The organism is Pseudomonas sp. NPDC089408 (assembly GCF_044749445.1).
Classification (GTDB): domain Bacteria; phylum Pseudomonadota; class Gammaproteobacteria; order Pseudomonadales; family Pseudomonadaceae; genus Aquipseudomonas.
In genome coordinates this window covers 83588-100675 of sequence record NZ_JBIVHY010000004.1, presented here as the reverse complement: position 1 = coordinate 100675, position 17088 = coordinate 83588, and the positions used below count along the sequence as shown (strand labels likewise).

General features: G+C 57.1%; 21 protein-coding genes. 17 read left to right on the top strand and 4 right to left on the bottom strand.

Annotated features, from left to right (window positions below; translation table 11 throughout):
• Positions 1-174: 174 nt before the first annotated feature.
• From ACIP02_RS08580 to ACIP02_RS08510, 15 genes are all read left to right on the top strand, one after another.
• Positions 175-1395: a tyrosine-type recombinase/integrase gene (locus tag ACIP02_RS08580; protein ID WP_400615228.1), complete on the top strand. Its 1221-nt coding sequence runs from the start codon at positions 175-177 to the stop codon at positions 1393-1395.
• Complete coding sequence (locus ACIP02_RS08575; protein WP_400615226.1) at positions 1382-2236, top strand: hypothetical protein; 855 nt, start codon at positions 1382-1384, stop codon at positions 2234-2236. The genes ACIP02_RS08580 and ACIP02_RS08575 overlap by 14 nt, the downstream gene beginning before the upstream one ends.
• A gap of 113 nt (positions 2237-2349) precedes the next feature.
• Entirely contained in the window at positions 2350-2574 is a 225-nt protein-coding gene (locus ACIP02_RS08570; protein ID WP_182139103.1) for an AlpA family transcriptional regulator, read from the top strand.
• 383 nt (positions 2575-2957) lie between these two features.
• On the top strand, positions 2958-3116 hold the full coding sequence (locus ACIP02_RS08565; protein WP_400615223.1) for a hypothetical protein: 159 nt from the start codon (positions 2958-2960) through the stop codon (positions 3114-3116).
• Positions 3113-3382, top strand: coding sequence for a hypothetical protein (locus ACIP02_RS08560; RefSeq protein WP_400615220.1), 270 nt, complete (start codon positions 3113-3115; stop codon positions 3380-3382). The genes ACIP02_RS08565 and ACIP02_RS08560 overlap by 4 nt, the downstream gene beginning before the upstream one ends.
• Positions 3379-3675 (top strand): hypothetical protein, encoded by a 297-nt coding sequence (locus ACIP02_RS08555; RefSeq protein ID WP_186673534.1) that lies wholly within the window; start codon positions 3379-3381, stop codon positions 3673-3675. Before ACIP02_RS08560 ends, ACIP02_RS08555 begins: the two co-directional genes overlap by 4 nt.
• Before the next feature lie 2 nt (positions 3676-3677).
• Positions 3678-4085, top strand: coding sequence for a virulence-associated protein E (locus ACIP02_RS08550; RefSeq protein WP_400615217.1), 408 nt, complete (start codon positions 3678-3680; stop codon positions 4083-4085).
• Positions 4082-5353, top strand: a complete 1272-nt coding sequence (locus tag ACIP02_RS08545) for an AAA family ATPase (protein ID WP_400615215.1) — start codon at positions 4082-4084, stop codon at positions 5351-5353. The genes ACIP02_RS08550 and ACIP02_RS08545 overlap by 4 nt, the downstream gene beginning before the upstream one ends.
• Complete coding sequence (locus ACIP02_RS08540; RefSeq protein ID WP_196166103.1) at positions 5353-5646, top strand: hypothetical protein; 294 nt, start codon at positions 5353-5355, stop codon at positions 5644-5646. The genes ACIP02_RS08545 and ACIP02_RS08540 overlap by 1 nt, the downstream gene beginning before the upstream one ends.
• A gap of 251 nt (positions 5647-5897) precedes the next feature.
• A complete protein-coding gene (locus ACIP02_RS08535; protein ID WP_400615213.1) occupies positions 5898-7187 on the top strand; it encodes a tyrosine-type recombinase/integrase in 1290 nt (429 codons plus the stop codon).
• Between the two features lie 3 nt (positions 7188-7190).
• Entirely contained in the window at positions 7191-7421 is a 231-nt protein-coding gene (locus ACIP02_RS08530) for a helix-turn-helix domain-containing protein (RefSeq protein ID WP_230385999.1), read from the top strand.
• Between the two features lie 81 nt (positions 7422-7502).
• Complete coding sequence (locus tag ACIP02_RS08525; protein ID WP_400615209.1) at positions 7503-8639, top strand: phage major capsid protein; 1137 nt, start codon at positions 7503-7505, stop codon at positions 8637-8639.
• A 129-nt stretch (positions 8640-8768) separates the two neighbouring features.
• Positions 8769-8966 carry a hypothetical protein gene (locus ACIP02_RS08520; RefSeq protein ID WP_196166100.1) on the top strand — a complete coding sequence of 66 codons (198 nt, stop codon included), beginning with the start codon at positions 8769-8771 and terminating at the stop codon, positions 8964-8966.
• Between the two features lie 259 nt (positions 8967-9225).
• On the top strand, positions 9226-9585 hold the full coding sequence (locus tag ACIP02_RS08515; RefSeq protein ID WP_400615206.1) for a hypothetical protein: 360 nt from the start codon (positions 9226-9228) through the stop codon (positions 9583-9585).
• Complete coding sequence (locus tag ACIP02_RS08510; RefSeq protein ID WP_400615204.1) at positions 9585-10229, top strand: tail assembly protein; 645 nt, start codon at positions 9585-9587, stop codon at positions 10227-10229. Before ACIP02_RS08515 ends, ACIP02_RS08510 begins: the two co-directional genes overlap by 1 nt.
• A 118-nt stretch (positions 10230-10347) precedes the next feature.
• On the opposite strand, the gene ACIP02_RS08505 is transcribed toward ACIP02_RS08510, so the two are convergent.
• Positions 10348-10587, bottom strand: coding sequence for a hypothetical protein (locus tag ACIP02_RS08505; RefSeq protein WP_400615202.1), 240 nt, complete (start codon positions 10585-10587; stop codon positions 10348-10350).
• Positions 10588-11348: 761 nt separating this feature from the next.
• Here ACIP02_RS08505 and ACIP02_RS08500 point away from each other — a divergent pair.
• Complete coding sequence (locus ACIP02_RS08500) at positions 11349-11957, top strand: hypothetical protein (protein ID WP_400615200.1); 609 nt, start codon at positions 11349-11351, stop codon at positions 11955-11957.
• 27 nt (positions 11958-11984) lie between these two features.
• On the opposite strand, the gene ACIP02_RS08495 is transcribed toward ACIP02_RS08500, so the two are convergent.
• Positions 11985-13490, bottom strand: coding sequence for a hypothetical protein (locus tag ACIP02_RS08495; protein WP_400615198.1), 1506 nt, complete (start codon positions 13488-13490; stop codon positions 11985-11987).
• Positions 13491-13772: 282 nt separating this feature from the next.
• Here ACIP02_RS08495 and ACIP02_RS08490 point away from each other — a divergent pair, with 282 nt between their 5' ends.
• Positions 13773-14006, top strand: coding sequence for a hypothetical protein (locus ACIP02_RS08490; protein WP_400615196.1), 234 nt, complete (start codon positions 13773-13775; stop codon positions 14004-14006).
• Positions 14007-14197: 191 nt separating this feature from the next.
• Here the strand turns inward: ACIP02_RS08490 and ACIP02_RS08485 are convergent, their stop codons facing one another.
• A complete protein-coding gene (locus ACIP02_RS08485; RefSeq protein WP_400615193.1) occupies positions 14198-14695 on the bottom strand; it encodes a RidA family protein in 498 nt (165 codons plus the stop codon).
• 78 nt (positions 14696-14773) lie between these two features.
• Positions 14774-16189 (bottom strand): NAD(P)/FAD-dependent oxidoreductase, encoded by a 1416-nt coding sequence (locus ACIP02_RS08480; RefSeq protein WP_400615191.1) that lies wholly within the window; start codon positions 16187-16189, stop codon positions 14774-14776.
• Positions 16190-17088 lie beyond the last annotated feature (899 nt).

The window sequence follows — 17088 nt, the reverse complement described above, 5'->3', positions numbered from 1 at the left end:
GAACACCAGAGAAACCGGCCACTTGGCCGGTTTTTTTGTGCCCATCGTTCCCAGTGGTTCCCTTGTAAGCCCGCAAGTATGTGAGTAGATTTGTGAGTAGGACGAGTTCGGTCCAGAATCCTACTCACACACCGACCGCAATCCAGCGCGGTTCGGCACTGCAAGGGAATAGCCGTGGCGCTCACAGATACCGCCATCCGCACCGCCAAACCACGCGACAAGCTCTATCGCCTCGCTGACGCCCAGGGCCTTTGCCTTGAGGTGACGACCGCTGGCGGGAAGCTCTGGCGCCTTCGCTACCGATTCGAGGGCAAGGCCAAGATGCTGGGCCTGGGCGCCTACCCCGCCGTCACACTTGCCCATGCACGCGAGCGCCGGGATGCCGCGCGAAAGTTGCTGGCACAGGACATAGACCCAAGCGCACATAAACAGCAGGAAAAGGCCGCTGCCGCCGCCCAGGTGCTGACGCTCGAAGTGCTAGCGCGGGAATGGTACGACTACAACCAGCCACGATGGGCTCCAGCCACCGCATCGAAAGCGCTGCAGTATCTGGAGTCGGACATATTCCCGGTGATTGGCAAACGGCCCGCTGCCGAGGTGCAACGCCCTGAGCTGGTCGACCTGGTGCGCAAGATCGAGCGACGCGAGGCATTCAACGTCGCCCGCAAGGTTCGCCAGTGGCTGAGCCAGATATTCCGTTTCGGCTTGGCCAAGGGCGTGGTACCCGGCAACCCCGCCACCGATCTGGACGTGGTAGCCGCTCACGCCCCGCGCACTCGCCACCATCCGCACGTATCAGAAGGCGAACTGCCAGATCTGCTGGAGAAACTGGACGCGGCCCAGTGTGATATCACCAGCAAGATCGCCATTCGCCTGCTAATGCTGACAGCAGTGCGACCCGGTGAGCTGCGGCTGGCGCCCTGGGACGAGTTCGACCTGAAGTCAGCTACCTGGACGATCCCTGCAGCACGGATGAAGGCACGGCGTCCTCACATCGTCCCGCTCCCACGCCAGGCCGTGGTTCTGCTGCGTGCCCTGCATGAACTGACCGGCTCCTATCCCCTCGCCTTTCCTGGGCGCAACAACCGGGCCAGACCAATGAGCGAGAACACGGTGAACAAGGCGCTTTCCTCAATGGGTTACGAGGGGCGCCAGACTGGCCACGGTTTCCGCCATCTGCTGAGCACCAGCCTGAACACCCGAGGCTATAACCGGGACTGGATCGAGCGGCAACTGGCCCATGGCGATCAAGACTCGATCCGCGACACTTATAACCATGCGCACTACCTGGAGCAACGCCGGGTCATGATGCAGGCATGGGCCGATGAGATAGATGCGCTCTGCGCAGGCGCAGATGTGACTGCGATAAGGAGGTCTACGAATGATAAGCCTTGAAACAGCAAGTGACCGCTACCGAAAAATCGATAGCTTTGCCGAACTGGCCCAGCTTAAAAATCAGATACTGGAACTCAAAGATTTCGGTGTCCTCCAGCTGTCCCTCAGGCGAGCTGCTGAGCTTATGTCATTGGAGGTCTTTACCAGTGGCGACCTCAAAGTAGAGGCCGACCCACAGGAATGGATCGACATTTATGACGAATCTCTGCTCGCCGCTTTAAAACCCAGCACCGACGAATACCTCGAAATTCTAAAGAAGGGGGTAGATATTGGAAGGCTTCCGACCACTCTTATCAAGCGAGATCTAGATGAGAGTATTGACGAAGATAAAACATTCGTAGACTTAACCGACTTCGAGGCTTGGTTAAACGAGCGAGACTTTCCTCCCGGGGATATCTTCCAAGATTATTTCGACAAAGAGCTAAGCATCAGCGTAAAAATCTCTGAAGAGATCATCTGGCTAAGGTCAAAAGCGTATAGAGATAACAGAAAGTCTGCATACTCGAAAGTGAACATAACGCCTCTATCGGACAATTGTACAATTGAAGAAATTCGGGCTGCATATCAAGCCCTTCAGTTAGAAAATGAACGACTGAGCCTAGCACTATCCACATCCACTAACGCTGCACCCTCAAGAAACGAGGCACCGGCATCTCCTAGGCATAGGAAAACCCTGCTCATATTGATCGCCGCGTTGTGTGAGGAGGCAAAAATCAATCCACAAGCAAGAGGTGCCGCGCAACGCATCGAGAAACTCACCGAGAAACTGGGCGCTCGTGTGGATGACGAGACCATCCGCAAAGTTCTAGGTGCTTTGGTGGACGCCTTGGACAGTCAATAGGGCCAGAAAAAACCTAAGTAGGAATTACGAAAACCTACTTAGGACTCACTCAAATCATTTTCCGCCAGCATTGCCATCGTCGATTACCGAAACCGCCCAAGGAGGCGCAGACGATGGCTATCCCTACCAACATCACCCCACCCGCTCGCCGCTTCATCAAGCGCCAGGACGTTGAGTCGATCACCGGCCTGTCCTGCACCGAGATTTACCGCCGTATCGCTGCTGGCGCTTTCCCCAAGCAAGTCACGCTCGGCCCGAAGTGCGTCGTGTGGATCGAGGCAGAGATTCACACCTGGTGCGATGAGCAGATTGCCGCCAGCCGCGGGGAGGTGGCGTGATGACCTACCCTGGCTCCACTGATGCCCTTTCTCCTTACTCGTGCCCATATTTCTCACTCGTGCCCACTCACAGGGATGGGCACAAGTGGAAAAAATGGGCACGAGTAAGACTTGCACCCATCCAACGCTCGCTGTATCGTCCGGTTGTCGTTGCAAATTCAGCGACCGGGTTTGGCGACCCGTACAAATCAAGGCGCATAAGCGCCCCAACTGAATCTGGCGCTTTTTTTGTGCCCAGCATTCGGCTCTATGGTGGCTGTGCGCGGGAGACCTTCGGGTCTGCCGGGTTCCTTGATTCCCGGTTCGCCAACCTGCGTACAGCTGCCACCCTAAATCGTTTGGCGACGATCTGTGGCAGCTCCTCAAATCAAGGAGCTACAACCATGACCGCCCTCATTCCGTCCAAAATTCGCGCCCTTGCCCACCGCAAGATGGCCCTCAGCGCCCTCCGCGCAAACTCGTCCCTGTCCGTCCGCTTGAAGCGCTACAACCACCACATGGATCAAGCCTGCGCCCTGGAAGCCCAAGGAGGTGAGCAATGATCCGTGGTCCGAAGCAAACAGTGCTGGCGCCGGGCGTTCTCGCCGATTTCGAATGCCACCACCAAAACCAGGCCAGGGAGGCGTTCAAAAAGCTCGAATGTATCCTTACGGCGATGATTATCCCCGCTCTTGGTCAGCAGCATCCGATCTCGAAAGACCTCTACGCGCAGCTCGATAACGTCAAACTCGGCTCGCAGAACTTTTGCTGGCGGCACCGGCACATCGGCTATAGCTACAGCGCGACCGAAGTTGGGGGTGTTCAATGAGCTACTGGAACGATCTGCTGCCACGCCACGAAGCGCTGAAGAACATGACTCCCGGTCAGTTGAAAGCGACAGAGCAGGCAACTGAAAGCTGTGTTTCCGTACTCGCGCATGGGATATCCGGCATTGGTCACCTGCTGGCTTGTACAGCCTCGAACGACGACACCGGCCTGAACTCTGGAGCAGTAACTGATATAGGCTGGCTTCTCGAAAGCCTAGGCAGTCTCGTTGCTAACTTGTCTGACACAAGCGCAGCAGCAACTCTCCATTTGTCCGAAGTCAAACCCGGAGCATAACCATGAACATCCAAAACGGTGCACATGCGCCGATGGGGTCGGCTTGCCTGGATAAAGTGCTTATCCGATTAGACAAAGTTAAGTCTGCTGGCGCCGACAAATGGAAAGCCTGCTGCCCCGCGCACAGTGACAAGCATCCCAGTTTGGCAATTAGCGAAACTTCGGATGGTGTCGTCTTGCTCAAATGCTGGGCCGGCTGCACAACAAAAGAGATTGTCTCGGCAATCGGTCTGGATTTGCGAGACTTGTTTCCGGGCAATAAACAACCGCGGCGCGGCCCAAGCAAGACGGCAATTGAACATGAGCGCATGGTTTATCGAATCGGCCACCTTCTCCAGCGACAAGGGAAGTTGGAAGGTGACGACCTGGCGCGCTTCAACCTCGCCAAGCTGCGCCTGGGGGTCAAATGACTACAGATCGCTTTGCACAAGAATGGACCGAGCCTCTTAGCCCCATCAATCGTGAAAACGTAACCCCCCTATGGCGCGTCAATGCGGTTAAGGCGTCGACAATCAAGGCCGTTCCCATCCGCTGGCTGTGGCCTGGATGGCTGGCTAAAGGAAAGCTGCACATCCTCGCCGGCGCTGGCGGTACCGGGAAGACCACGCTGCTGATCGGTCTGATCGCCACCATCACCACTGGTGGACGCTGGCCCGATGGCAACCGTTGTAGCGAGCCGGGTAATGCACTCATCTGGTCGAGTGAAGATGATCCAGCGGATACGTTGATTCCCCGTTTAACCGCTGCTGGCGCTGACATGAGCCGCGTCTACATCATCCAGGGGCTAACCAACGCCAGGGGCGACGCCGATCCATTCGACCCAGCAAACGACATTGTCCGTTTGCGTGAGACGGCCAGCGAGATTGGCGGTGTTTCGCTTCTGATGCTCGACCCCATCGTCAGCGCAGTGAAAGGCGACATGCACAAGGCCAATGACGTGCGTCGGGCGCTGCAAGGCGTAGTGGACTTCGCCGAGCAGAACCTTTGCGCCGTGGTGGGAATTTCCCACTTTGCCAAGGGTGGCGCTGGCTCGTCGCCTGCTGATCGAGTTATCGGATCGCAAGCGTTCTCGGCGCTGGCGCGCACAGTACTGGTAGCCGCCAAGCAGGAAGACTCCGACCAACGCGTGCTGGCGCGAGCGAAGTCGAACATCGGCGCTGACGAGGGAGGTGTCTCCTACACCATCGAGCCATGTGACATCGGAGATGGGATTGAAGCTTCTCGCGTGGTTTGGGGCGAAGCCATCGAAGGTAGCGCCCGGGAAATCCTAGGAGAAGCGGAGGCATCCAGTGATGAGGAGGCACAAGACCTGGATGATCCCAGCGACTGCCTCTACCGAATCTTGAAGGACAACCCCCTCGAAAGTAATGAAGCGAAAGCCCTGATGAGGCGCAATGGCTACACCGAAAAGCAGATTCGCCGGGCCAGAGAAAAGCTGTCTGTTGTCACCGCCAGAACCGGCAACAAAAAGGATGTGAAGTCGTTCTGGTCATTGCCCCAAGCGGGTGGCTCATTCGCGCCCTTTCAACCACTCATGCCCACAGAATCCCACTCGTGCCCATCCTCTGGCGTGGGCACGAGTAACGAAAATCGGCACGAGTGTGAGGATCAGCAAGGAGATCCGCAGCCGGGCGCCGCGTCGTTTCCATCGCTGGATGATGACGCGGAGGACCTGTGATGGCTGCGCTCGACTACCTGCTGGAACGTGGATTTTCCGCAAAGAAGCAAGGTATGCGGGTGCGGATCTCCCCCGCCTCAAAGCTGACCGACGATGTGCGCAAGTACGTGAAGGCACACCGGCTCGCACTGCTGGCCGAGCTGGCTGCGAACGATGGCCTGGAGCGCCGCTGCAACTGGTCGGTGCTGGTCCCGGGGTGCCGGCCATTCACCATGATCAGCGAGCCAATTACCCGCGACGAAGCGCTGGCCGACGTGCGCGTGCGCTGGCCAGGTGCGGAGGTGGGGCCGTGACGAGACTCAGTGGATACCTAGGCGAGCAATCGGCGAGCGCTCGACGAGGTTGGCGCGAATTCCCGCTTCGGCAAAACACGGGATTTTCCCACCTTATCGGATGGCCCGACCCCGTTCGCCACTGTGTAGAAAAACGCCACAGTGTGTTGCTTTCGACACAGTGGCGCCCTGATCCGAATCGGCTCATTTGGTCTGATTCGGATCATCTGGCCCCGTTCGATGCAAATACCCCCTCAGTTTGAGGAGCAAGTATGACCACCAAACACATCACCTTCACCGACGCCGAGATCCGCAAGCAGGCCGGCCAGCCGGTGCGCCAGTTGCGTGACCCGCGTTACCCCGAACTGCGCTTCCGCTTCTCCACCGTCGACCGCACCCGGGGCGCCTGGCACGTTGTTGTCAGGGGCAAGTGGGGCAAAGCCGGCGACTTCCCCAGCTTGACCAGCAAGGCCATGCTGACCGCGCTGCCGGCCATCCTAGGGCGCCGCGCCGCAGACGCCGAGGCTACCTCGCTGACCAGCACCTGGAGCAGTACCGGTGAGCTGCTGGACTGGTACCTGGATCGGATGCTGCGCGACCGCAATCTGTCGGCCAAGCGCAAGGCCGGCGCGAAGTCGGCCATCACCTGCCACCTAACGCCACGGCTGCATGACTTGCCACTGGCCGAGGTGAGCAAGGCCACGCTCGATCAGCGGCTCATGTGGCCACTGCAAGAGCGCTATGCCCTGTCGTTCGTGCGCCTGGTGTTCAACGTGCTGGCGGTGGCCATGCGCAAGGCACATCGGCTCGGGATGATCGAGCAGAACCCCATGGGCTCGCTGCGCTTTGGGGATTTTGTCGGAGTGCGGATCAAGCCGAAGTCGTCACGGCTGCGGGAGCGAGACTTGCCCGATCTGTTGGCCAAGCTGGCGAGCTGGAGCAATACCCGGCCCGGTGACGCCCTGCTGGCGCTGATGATGCTGTGTCACGGCACCCGCCTGGGCGAGACGCGCAGCGCGCTGTGGCGCAACGTCGATCTGCAGGCCGGCCAGTGGTTCATCCCCGCCGACGACACCAAGACCAAGCAGAACCACACCCTGCCGCTGACCCGCCAAGCCTGTGCACTGTTGAGCCGCTATCAAGCCCAGCAAACCGCCCAGGGCTATCACGGCGCCTACCTGTTCCCTGCCAGCCGGCGCGGCCCCCTTAGCGCGACGGTAGCAAGCCAGGTATTTGCCGAACTGAGCGACCGCCAGTGGACCAGCCACGATGTGCGCAAGGTCGCCCGCACCTGCTGGATGGACCTGGGCGTCGATTACCTGGTGGGCGAGATGCTGGTTAACCACGCCCTGCGCAACATGGACGCGACCTACATCCACACCACCGCCGAAGCCCTCAAGCGCCAAGCGCTGGAGCGCTGGCACGACCATTTAGACGGGCTCGGGTTGAGCGCACTCACAGGCGAGACATACCCGAGATACGCAATTTCACAAGATTCGCCACAGGCCACAGACCACAAGGCCTACAGCGAAATTCAGGATGCATCACAGAGGAGCATGTAAATCATGGTGGACGTTGAACAGGACGTTACCGAGCGGTTGGCTCAGGCCGGCATCACGCCATTGATTGGAGGCTTGGTGCCCGAGCCAGCCACGGCAGACCTGCTGGGATATGCCCCTAGCTACCTCCGCCGCCTGGCTGCTGAGGGTCGGTCACCGCTGCCATTCGTGCGTCGTGGCAATCGGCGGTTCTACAAAATAGCCGACATAGTGCGCTTTGCGACGGAGACCGACTGAGGACGTCGAAGTTAACCGCTGACCGGGGTGTGCGTGCGCGCATAGGGTAGACGACATCAATTCGACACCCCGGAGAACCCTATGCCAGACCCGTATCAAGAAGACATGAACCAACTGAACCAGGCCATCAAGGATGTCGGCGCTAAGGTCACGGAGAAGCAGACCGAGTTCAGCGCCCGCCTTCTGGAAATCGAGCAGAAGATGGTGAATGTCAGCGCCCGCCGAGGCGCCAACGACGACTCCACCGACTCCAATGCGGTGACTGACCAGGTCGTGGCCGCTGATGGCATCGCCGGCTTCCGTAACGGTATGAAGTCCACCGGCCAGATCAATTGCAAAGTGGGCGTGCGTGCAGCCATCACCAACCCCAACAAAGGCGTCACCGGCTCGACCAGCTACCCGACTACCCCGCAGCGTGACGGCGCCGGCATCCGTGGCATTCCGCAGCCGCGGCTGAGCTTGCTGGATGTGCTGCCGATCGTGCCGGTCACCAGCGCCACCTACGAGTTCGTTCGCTTGGACGGCTACATCAACGGTGCGGCTTACCAGAAAGAGGAAGGTGAGGAGAAGGCCGAAGGGTCGATGCCCACCAAAATGGAGCGGGCGGAAATCGCCACCATCGCCACCTGGATTCCGGCGAGCCTCCAGGTGCTGCAGGACAATGACCAGCTCGAGGGACAGTTCAACACGCTGATGAGCGTGGGCGTTCGCCAGAAGTTGGAAGCCGAACTCATCAACGGCGACGGCGGCGCGGGTGAAATCCTCGGGTTCAAGAAGCAAGCCACCGCTGCTGGCATCACCACTGGTAAGCCGGCTGATCGTATCGGTGCTGCCCTCACTGACCTCAAGGCCGAAGGCTGGAACCCAAACGTAATCGTGATGAACCCGCGTGACTGGTTCGCTATCGAGAGCGAGCGCGCCGAGGCTGGTGACGGCCAGTATGTGATCGGCACGCCGCGTGACCCTGCGCCACCCAGCCTGTGGGGCACACCGGTAGTCGTCACCAACGGCATGCCGCAAGGCGAGGCACTGATCCTCGATACCAGCGTGGCCGCGTTGCTGGACCGTCAGGAAGTAACCGTGGAGGCCAGCCGCCACGACGGTGACAACTTCCGCCGCAACATGGTGACCATCTTGGCAGAGCTGCGCGCTGGCCTGGCTGTGTTCGCTCCCACAGCTACTCGACTCGTCACGCTGGCCGGCACTCCGACACCGTAACGACGAGCGTGGGTTAGCTGTGAGTGCCACGACCTCCTAACCGCAGCAGTCGGAGCCCTTCTTTCCTTTGTGGGGTGATCCGGCACTGGCCCGCACTCGCGGGCCTTTTCATTCACACCGGAGAAGACCATGAGCCATACCCATCTACCCAAGCCAGTTCAACGAGCCCTCAACCAGATCGCCCACAGCCGCGCCCTGTTGCGCCAGATGGAGGAGCGTGAGCGGTTGAGCAAAGAGATCGATCGACTGTTGGCCAGCGGCCTAAGCGCAGCAGAAGCGCTGGAACACATCCGGTCGGCGCCGCCGTACAAAGCGCCGGACTACTGAGGGGGGCGGGTCGAAAGTCTGGAAGGTCCGCTGACCTAGACCGCCTCCGACCCCACGTACAGATTTTTTTCCCCTTTAACAAAAAATGTTAAAGCAGCTTTAACAACCATGCCGAACTTGCATGGGGCTGCAAGCCAAGGGAATAGAGGCTTAGAGGCCATTCCTACCCCCTCGGCCCATGTTAACGGGGTTAACACCTTTAACACCGAAAAGTTAACGCTTTAACACCGACGAGTTAACACCTGGAGGCCACCCGCTGATGACCATTCAACCAGCTCCATCCACCTTTCAGGAGCGTTTTGCCCGAGCCTGTGACGTGGCCACCTTCACTCTGGACAAAGGCGGTCCCTGCTATCTGTTGTGGGAAGTCGACCATGTTCAGGCCGGCCAGAGGGTCAAGCTCGATGGCGTGTTCTTCACCGAGGAGGAGGCGCGGATATCTGCCGACTTGCTGCGTGGCACCCTGCGCGGCGCTCGCGCTTCCATGTCGAGCTATGCGCCCAACTGGAACCCTGATCCTGCACGAGAAGCCTCCATCCGCCTGGAGGCGTTGCAGTGTCGCGAGATGCTTGCCCGGCGCCTAGGCGTCCACCTGGCTATGCCGCAGGAGGCCGTGTGATGGCCGCGACCACGATCCACTACGTCCCGAAAACCAAGATCCGCCTAGGCGACTTCCTTGGCAAAAAATACGGTAAACACCACCACTTCGTGCTCGATCGCGGCGACGCTCGCGAGGCCGTCAAGGCCCTAGACGCTAACTATCCAGGCTTCGCCCGTGATGTGGCCGATGCTGAGGCTCGAGGCCTGCGCTTCGCCATCTTCAAAAATGGCAAGAACATTGGCGACGGCGAGCTGGATCTGGGCGGAGCACGGGAACTCTGGTTTGTACCTATCGTTCACGGCAGCAAACGCGGCGGGATGCTGCAAACCGTGGTTGGGATTGCCCTGGTGGTAGCCGCCTCCTACTTCACTGGCGGTTTGGCAGCCGGCGGTGCCGGGCTCTTGGGTGCCGGCGCTGGATCGCTCGCCACAGCCACCGCAGCATTCGGTTTCTCAATGATCGCACAGGGCGTCATCGGGGCCTTGAGCCCACAGGCGCAGGGGCTTTCTCAAAGTGCCGCACCAGAGAATCGACCTTCCTACGCTTTCGGCAGCGCCAAAAACACCACCGCCAGCGGAAACCCCGTCCCGATCTGCATCGGTGAACGGCGCTGGGGCGGGGCGATTATCTCGGTCTCGATCGTGGCAGAGGACAAGGCTTAAAGCGAGTCGAGCCCCTACATACCCCGAATCCCGGGTATGTAGGGTGTCCTCAGTATTGAGGACACCCCTGAATCTGCGCTCAACCCTGGAGCCGGCCCTGTCTGGTTCAAACGCGCCGCTACATCGATTGCTTACGTTTCCGGCGAATTCTGAGGCGATACACGGGCGGCTCACCCTTGTTGCTGATCGTGATGCCGACCGCGTACTTCTCAATCGCCTTGCGCCCCTTCTCTGTCGGAGCTTGGTATCCGCCCGAAACCTTGACTATGTCACCGCTCTCGATGAGCGCATCCAGGTCTGGTCGCGGCGGAAAGTTGTCGATCGCCTCTCGCATCTGACGCATCAGGTCCTCATCCATGCCGAATCCCCTTTCGTGTGTGATAGTGGCGATGCTACATCAACGCAGTATGGGGCGCTCAAAGTAGGAATTCCTGCTTTGACAAAGCCGTGATTCCGGCTTAGGGCCCAGAGCGGGGATTCCCGCTTTGACACCTGAGCATCCGACAACGAACCAGGGCGGCAGACTGGCGTTTGTAAAAGCGAACGTGCTCTCGCTCAAGTGATGAGAGGCCCCAAAGTGCCCCTTCAACTCTGCTGCCGGGCAGAGTTAACCAAGACAAGGTGAAGGCCGTCACGCCCTGGAGCAAAGGTGTCCCCAGGACAGAAATGCACGCCGCAACGGGTGACTGCGGAGCGAGCACCATTTCTGGTGTTAGAGGTGGGGTGTCCTCTGTTTTGAGGCGCCCATCTAAAGCCGATTGGTTCCACCCCAAACGTTTATCGTGGCAGCCTGCAAGGTGAGGTGAAGGGTAGGATTCTGGGCGTGCTGATGTTGGACGAGGCTTTCGGCGATACCTTGGCCAAAAATGTCGAGCCGTGCGCCATATGCAAACGTTGAAGCAGATACGGTCAAGGATCGCTCCAAGCGCCACCATCTCCGTGAGCCTGGTCACCACACCGGCTTTTCGTTAGGGTGCTCTGAGCTTAGGCTCACTCTAGGTACACTCTTGGGGCCCCGCCATTCGAGAAACCCGCCGGTTGCCTAGAGTGTCAAAGCCAGCAATGATCGAAACGCTTCATTTTGTAAGTAAAAACATTTACGGATATTGGGTGAATTAGATGGACGCAGACAAATTTTTCAGAGGTGCAGTTAATCACCTCAGCCGAGGCCGAACCCTTTTGGGAAAGGGGAAAAGCGACCCAGCCTACCTATTTTATAGTGCTCTTGAATTGAGATTCGGAATCGAATCTAGGCTGCGAGAGTATCTTGAGCATCAGAAGCATGTGACTGAAAAGAAAAAGCAGGGGTGGCAAATAGCCGCCTTGGGGCGCAATGTGGAGGAAGCTTTTGCAGGATGTACCGAAGAAGTGAGAGTTACGCTTCTTTCAGGTGGCTATCCGCTCATGCTTTGCAAATATACTCCTGTGACGCCTGAACTTCGCTCAATCGGGGAGAGGTTAGGCAATTACTTGCATGCGCCCAAAAGCGATGACCTGGTGGAGCTTGAGCAATGGTGTGATTTTGAAAGTCTCCTTGAGAAAGGCTTCGCAAATTTAGCTTACGCCTGCTCCGGGAACCTGTTAGGAGTTCCACTAGTGGCGCCTGGTAGTAAACGAATCGACTTTAACATGTCAATCTCTGAAGATCAGCGCGCTATCATCGGAGAGATATACAAGCGAGGGGGCGAGATTCTACTTGATTTCAGTTATGTCCCGCCAGCCGTATAAGCCCCTCTGGCAAGACAGCATAAGAAGCTAACTTACTAAAAGCTGCATAACCTTGTATAGAGCAGCCGCTTTCTCAGCAAAGAAATTTGTGATCTGTCCAATTTTAATGCTGACATCCGGTTGCTTCTGCCAGTCAATCGCTAGGTATGCTAAAGCTATCTGAACCACTGCAAAGCAACTGAGTATAAACGAGTAACGCCCATTGCTTCGTATAACATCCATATTTAGCTTGTCGCTTGTAAACTTATATTCTCGCTCTGTACGAGCAACGAGTTGTTCTAGGCCCTTCACTAGATAATCGAGTCGGCGAGAAAAAAGGCGACGATACTTCTCTTGACAAACCCAGTTAGCGCTTTCGATGAGAGAATTTGCCTCATCCTTTATGAGCGAGAGGGCTTCGAGAATATTAAAAACTACCCGCTGCTTTTCAGAGTCGCTGGAAGATCTTTGTCCGTAGCCTGTTTCTGCTTCCAGCAATTTCATTTGAAAGGTGATTTTATGAGTAAGAATGGTAATCAAAGAGAATACCATAGCAGAGTCGAAAATCTCATTTTCGCCGTACCTGAAATTATTTAATTCGAACTCATTTTTAAAAGAGTCAAAGGCATGGGACCTTACGACTAACAAATCGTATGACTCATGTTTAAATTCGTTCAGATCAAGGTAAACATTGGAGTTTTCCAGCTCTTGATATCGTGGGTAGTGGTGAGACTTGTGTACAAACTCGCATTCCTCCTGACGCGCCTCCTTAGTCGCGTCGGCTGGAAACAATAGGGATTTGCTGTCGTTAATGAAGTCAAATCCTTTAAAAATAGGACGATCTTCGTCCAGGTTGATCTTCATCTTTCCTAGCGCGGCGCGCAGTATTTTTAGCGATTCCTGTTCGAGGGCGCCAAGTTCATCCTGAACTAACTCTGTCGCTAGATTTTGTCGACTATAATGATAAGTGATAGCGCTTTCGCGCCTGAAGATATTATAGCCTTTGAACTGCACTACTGGGTTCAACTCAGAGATGTCTACACTCTGGATTCTACTGATGGCTTTGTCGGTGCAAAATATTACGAAATTTAGAAGCACACTACCTGTCGGCAAATGGACAAGACTCAACAAACAGCTGCTAAAGGTGTCAGTGTAGACATTTATTACGTCGAGGCAGCCAAACTGAGTGGAAGAATTAATTCCAATTTTGCCAATAAAGTTCTCTCTAGCTCTCGCCAAAAGCTGCCTGGCATAGATCGCACTTCTGTGACTTTCCTCTATCCATCCTCTATTATTGGTTTGATGCCACTCCTCTAAGTTTGTTAACTCTTTGGACGATAGCTCTACCAATAAATGCATGCTTTTTAGCTTGAGATTTTTGTTGCCACTTGAAAATAAGCTAGCAGTTTTTAATCTCGAATCCCTGGCACTGAATTCGATTTCATCACGACTTTGGGCGAAGTCCCGGAGATGCTTTGGGAAAAACATTGGCGCGAGCTTAGCGGCTTTGATAACTCGTTCCGTAAACTCTGCTTTTCTTCTACTGCTTTTCAATACCAGCTCCGTTGTATTTAAGAACTCAAAAAAATCACCTTAGCCCATGACGCACGACGGCAGGGTTCTCACCGCGGCGCGTCAGGCCCAGATCCAGCCGACCTCGCCACCGGCATGTAGGTATGGCATCCACGCAGGGCACCTATGGGGATACTGGTTGCAGATTGCCTACAGATAGGCCCGGCGTTCAAGGGGCCGCTCGGAATTTTGGCATGTCAAAGACGGATCATAGATGTCGGCTAGCATGATGCTAAGACACGTAAAGCAGCTAGGAGAAAGGAAATGTCCAACGTTCAAGTGTACCTGCCGGCCAAAGACGGCTCAGCTTACTGGCCGGTCTCCACAGGTGACTCATGCAAAGAGGCAGTCCACGTCCTGTTCACAGACGATTTTGCCGCCCCTCCTCACCGGCTCGTGATTGAAATCACTACCGTGTCAGGAAAAAAAGTCGAGGTGAGCATCCCGTATGCTGATGGCGCTCAAGCATCAGTCCGAATAGACGGCACAGATGTCTGAGGGTTTACAACGCACGCAAAAAAGTGAGTAGATTTGTGAGTAGATTCCGTCTTCAACCAGCCGAGACAACCATACAACAAGGCCTGTATTGAGCAGTATGGGTCTCCCTCGGGCACCAAAATCCGGAAAAAACCGACCTTATGGTCGGTTTTTTTATGCCCGACAATTACGTCGGGCTGGGCAAATATCCCTCAGGGACGAACCGCCGTCACTTCGATCTCAACCCGCCAGGCCGGGTGCGCCAGGCCTGCAATCTGGAACGCCGAGCGCGCAGGGAGCACCGGCTGCTTGGCGGCTGGCCCGAAGAACTGGGTATAGCCGGCCATGAAACCGTCGAAATCCATCTTGCCGCCGTTCTCCGGCCCGCCCACCAGGAACACCTGCATCTTCACCACGTCAGTGAGGCCAAGGCCCAGCGCTTTCAGCTGCTGCTGGATGCTTTCGAGCACATTGATGGTTTGTGCCTTGGTATCACCGAAGGCTTGCAGCGAATCCTTGGGCGCATCGGGGTGGATCACCGACGGGACGGAGCCGCTCAGGTAGACGACCGTCTTCCCGGCAGGGATTTCTACCGCCGACGATATCGGGAAACTACCTGCGTCATAGCGCACGATATCTTGTGCATGAGCGCTGCCGACACTGGCCAGTCCGAACGCCAATGCAGCAACGGTCTTGAAAGCGAATTTCATACTTCTCTCCTGTGGTTATACAAGAATGTCCACGCATCGATGATGCGTGGACGGGTCATTCCATTGCGGTATGTGTACTTAGAATCGGTACAGACTGAAGGGTTTCGGGTCCAGCACCGGCGCCTTGCCAAGTAGCAGGTCCGCCGTCAACTCGGACGACACCGGGCTCTCCGTCATGCCCCAACCGGTCGCGGTGTTGATGACCAGGCCTGGGTATTCGTTTACCTGCGAGATGATGGGGTTCTCGTCCGGGGCGATGGCCATGGCACCGCTCCACTGATCGATCAACTTCGCATCCTTGAAGGCAGGGAACTCGACTTTGAGTTTTTCCAGTGACGCATCCAGCTCAGGAATATCCGGAGCCGCCGTCATCAGCCGGTTTTTCTCGAACGGCGATACCTCGTCCAGCTTCCACTGGGTAGGCTGCGTGAACGAATCGATCAGTTGCCTGTTGAGTGAGATGTGCACCGGGAAGTCGGGGATGGCCAGCAATGGCAAGTATTTATAGCCATACATGAACGACTCTTTGACCACCGGGGCAACGACCACGCGCGGCGAGGTGGCGTATGTACCGTCGGCCTGCTCGCGGAAGTAGATATTCCCCGGCAATGCAACGTTGCCCCCCGGTGCACGGGGTGCCGCGCTGATGATTTGCTGGGACTGGTAGGCAGGCAAGGTCGGCACATCGACACCCAGGTTCTGCATAAACAGCCTGGACCAGGCACCACCGGCCACGACCACGCGAGACGTCCTGATGGCGCCCTTCTCGGTCACCACATCGGAAATGACGCCGGCCTGGGTTTCCAGGCCCCTTGCGGCGCACTGGGTGTAAATGCGCACACCCACTTTCTTGGCGTACTCGGCCATGACATACGATGCGCGCTCGGCGTCAAGGCTACCGGAGTCTTCCTCGAAACCTGCAATTTTCCAGCTCGACGACGCACCGCGCAGCCGCTGTTCGAGTTCATTACCCTGAATGATCCGGGTCTTGAAGGGATTGTCCGCGGCAACTTCGCGGCTTTTAACATCAATCCACTTTCTGACGCCTTCCAGGTCTTCTTCATCGAAAGGAACTTCGACCCGGCCTTGTGTGCGATAGCTGGTATCTGCACCGACTTTGGCATTCATTTCGCGCCAACGTTGTTTGGCAAGATGGTGCAACTGGAACGTCGCATCAGGCATCTTGTAGGTCATGACCTGACCATAGAACCTGCAAGACTGCTCGCCGGCAATATCACCTTTTTCAACAATGACGACAGAGAGGCCACGTTCGACGAGGTTGATCGCGGTCATGAGCCCCAGAATGCCGGCACCTACAACTACCACGTCTGCCTGCTCGGGAAGTGCACCTTCGGTGCCTTGTACAAAGCCAAACCGCGGTTTGCCGGGGATCAACCTGCCTTCGCGGGTTAGCAAGGGGGTCAGAATGCCTGCGCCACCTGCGACAGCCACGACGCTGCCGCCGATCAAAAATTTACGCCTCGTCATTCCCATGACACTTTCCTTTCCTGGAGTCACATGCCTGGCCGCCAGCCGCTGCGGTCAACTTTGCGGCCATCGCGTCAGGCGGTTGGTTAAAAATGAAGGGCGGCTATTTTGTTGACGACCTGCTTCGGGAAAAAGCGCTGTGGGCAAATACTTAGTTCAGGCATTTGGAAACTATCATGCAGGGGACATAAATAGTTGATATGGCGACACGCAGAATTTGGAATAGGGAAGTTAGTTTGCAAAAAAGTTGGCTTGGTTTTGAAAGTTTGCTGAGTCAACAGGCACGCAAATTCACTAACTTGTGTTCGCATGGCCCATCACGACACAAAACCGATCCCACAGGGACCGCGCAAGAATCATGTACCGCGCTGGCCCGTAGGAGCGGCTTTAGCCGCGAACACCGGCAAAGCCGGTGCCATGCTCCGCGTCGCCTGCTTCGCGGGTGAACCCGCTCCTACACAGACCGCGCAGGCCCGTAGGAGCGGCTTTAGCCGCGAACACCGGCACAGCCGGTGCCATCCACCGCGTCGCCTGCTTCGCGGGTGAACCCGCTCCTACACAGACCGCGCTGGCCCGTAGGAGCGGCTTTAGCCGCGAACACCGGCAAAGCCGGTGCCATGCTCCGCGGCGTCTGCTTCGCGGGTGAACCCGCTCCTACACACAGACCGCGCTGGCCCGTAGGAGCGGCTTTAGCCGCGAACACCGGCATAGCCGGTGCCATGCTCCGCGGCGTCTGCTTCGCGGGTGAACCCGCTCCTACATCGACCGCGCTGGCCCGTAGGAGCGGCTTTAGCCGCGAACACCGGCACAGCCGGTGCCATGCTCCGCGGCGTCTGCTTCGCGGGTGAACCCGCTCCTACATCGACCGCGCTGGCCCGTAGGAGCGGCTTTAGCCGCGAACACCG

Coding starts and splice junctions, on each gene's coding strand:
- ACIP02_RS08525 (WP_400615209.1), top strand. CDS start 7,503: ATGCCAGACCCGTATCAAGAAGACATGAACCAACTGAACCAGGCCATC.
- ACIP02_RS08480 (WP_400615191.1), bottom strand. CDS start 16,189: ATGGGAATGACGAGGCGTAAATTTTTGATCGGCGGCAGCGTCGTGGCT.
- ACIP02_RS08575 (WP_400615226.1), top strand. CDS start 1,382: ATGATAAGCCTTGAAACAGCAAGTGACCGCTACCGAAAAATCGATAGC.
- ACIP02_RS08530 (WP_230385999.1), top strand. CDS start 7,191: ATGGTGGACGTTGAACAGGACGTTACCGAGCGGTTGGCTCAGGCCGGC.
- ACIP02_RS08545 (WP_400615215.1), top strand. CDS start 4,082: ATGACTACAGATCGCTTTGCACAAGAATGGACCGAGCCTCTTAGCCCC.
- ACIP02_RS08555 (WP_186673534.1), top strand. CDS start 3,379: ATGAGCTACTGGAACGATCTGCTGCCACGCCACGAAGCGCTGAAGAAC.
- ACIP02_RS08515 (WP_400615206.1), top strand. CDS start 9,226: ATGACCATTCAACCAGCTCCATCCACCTTTCAGGAGCGTTTTGCCCGA.
- ACIP02_RS08510 (WP_400615204.1), top strand. CDS start 9,585: ATGGCCGCGACCACGATCCACTACGTCCCGAAAACCAAGATCCGCCTA.
- ACIP02_RS08550 (WP_400615217.1), top strand. CDS start 3,678: ATGAACATCCAAAACGGTGCACATGCGCCGATGGGGTCGGCTTGCCTG.
- ACIP02_RS08490 (WP_400615196.1), top strand. CDS start 13,773: ATGTCCAACGTTCAAGTGTACCTGCCGGCCAAAGACGGCTCAGCTTAC.
- ACIP02_RS08540 (WP_196166103.1), top strand. CDS start 5,353: ATGGCTGCGCTCGACTACCTGCTGGAACGTGGATTTTCCGCAAAGAAG.
- ACIP02_RS08565 (WP_400615223.1), top strand. CDS start 2,958: ATGACCGCCCTCATTCCGTCCAAAATTCGCGCCCTTGCCCACCGCAAG.
- ACIP02_RS08560 (WP_400615220.1), top strand. CDS start 3,113: ATGATCCGTGGTCCGAAGCAAACAGTGCTGGCGCCGGGCGTTCTCGCC.
- ACIP02_RS08535 (WP_400615213.1), top strand. CDS start 5,898: ATGACCACCAAACACATCACCTTCACCGACGCCGAGATCCGCAAGCAG.
- ACIP02_RS08500 (WP_400615200.1), top strand. CDS start 11,349: ATGGACGCAGACAAATTTTTCAGAGGTGCAGTTAATCACCTCAGCCGA.
- ACIP02_RS08520 (WP_196166100.1), top strand. CDS start 8,769: ATGAGCCATACCCATCTACCCAAGCCAGTTCAACGAGCCCTCAACCAG.
- ACIP02_RS08505 (WP_400615202.1), bottom strand. CDS start 10,587: ATGGATGAGGACCTGATGCGTCAGATGCGAGAGGCGATCGACAACTTT.
- ACIP02_RS08570 (WP_182139103.1), top strand. CDS start 2,350: ATGGCTATCCCTACCAACATCACCCCACCCGCTCGCCGCTTCATCAAG.
- ACIP02_RS08485 (WP_400615193.1), bottom strand. CDS start 14,695: ATGAAATTCGCTTTCAAGACCGTTGCTGCATTGGCGTTCGGACTGGCC.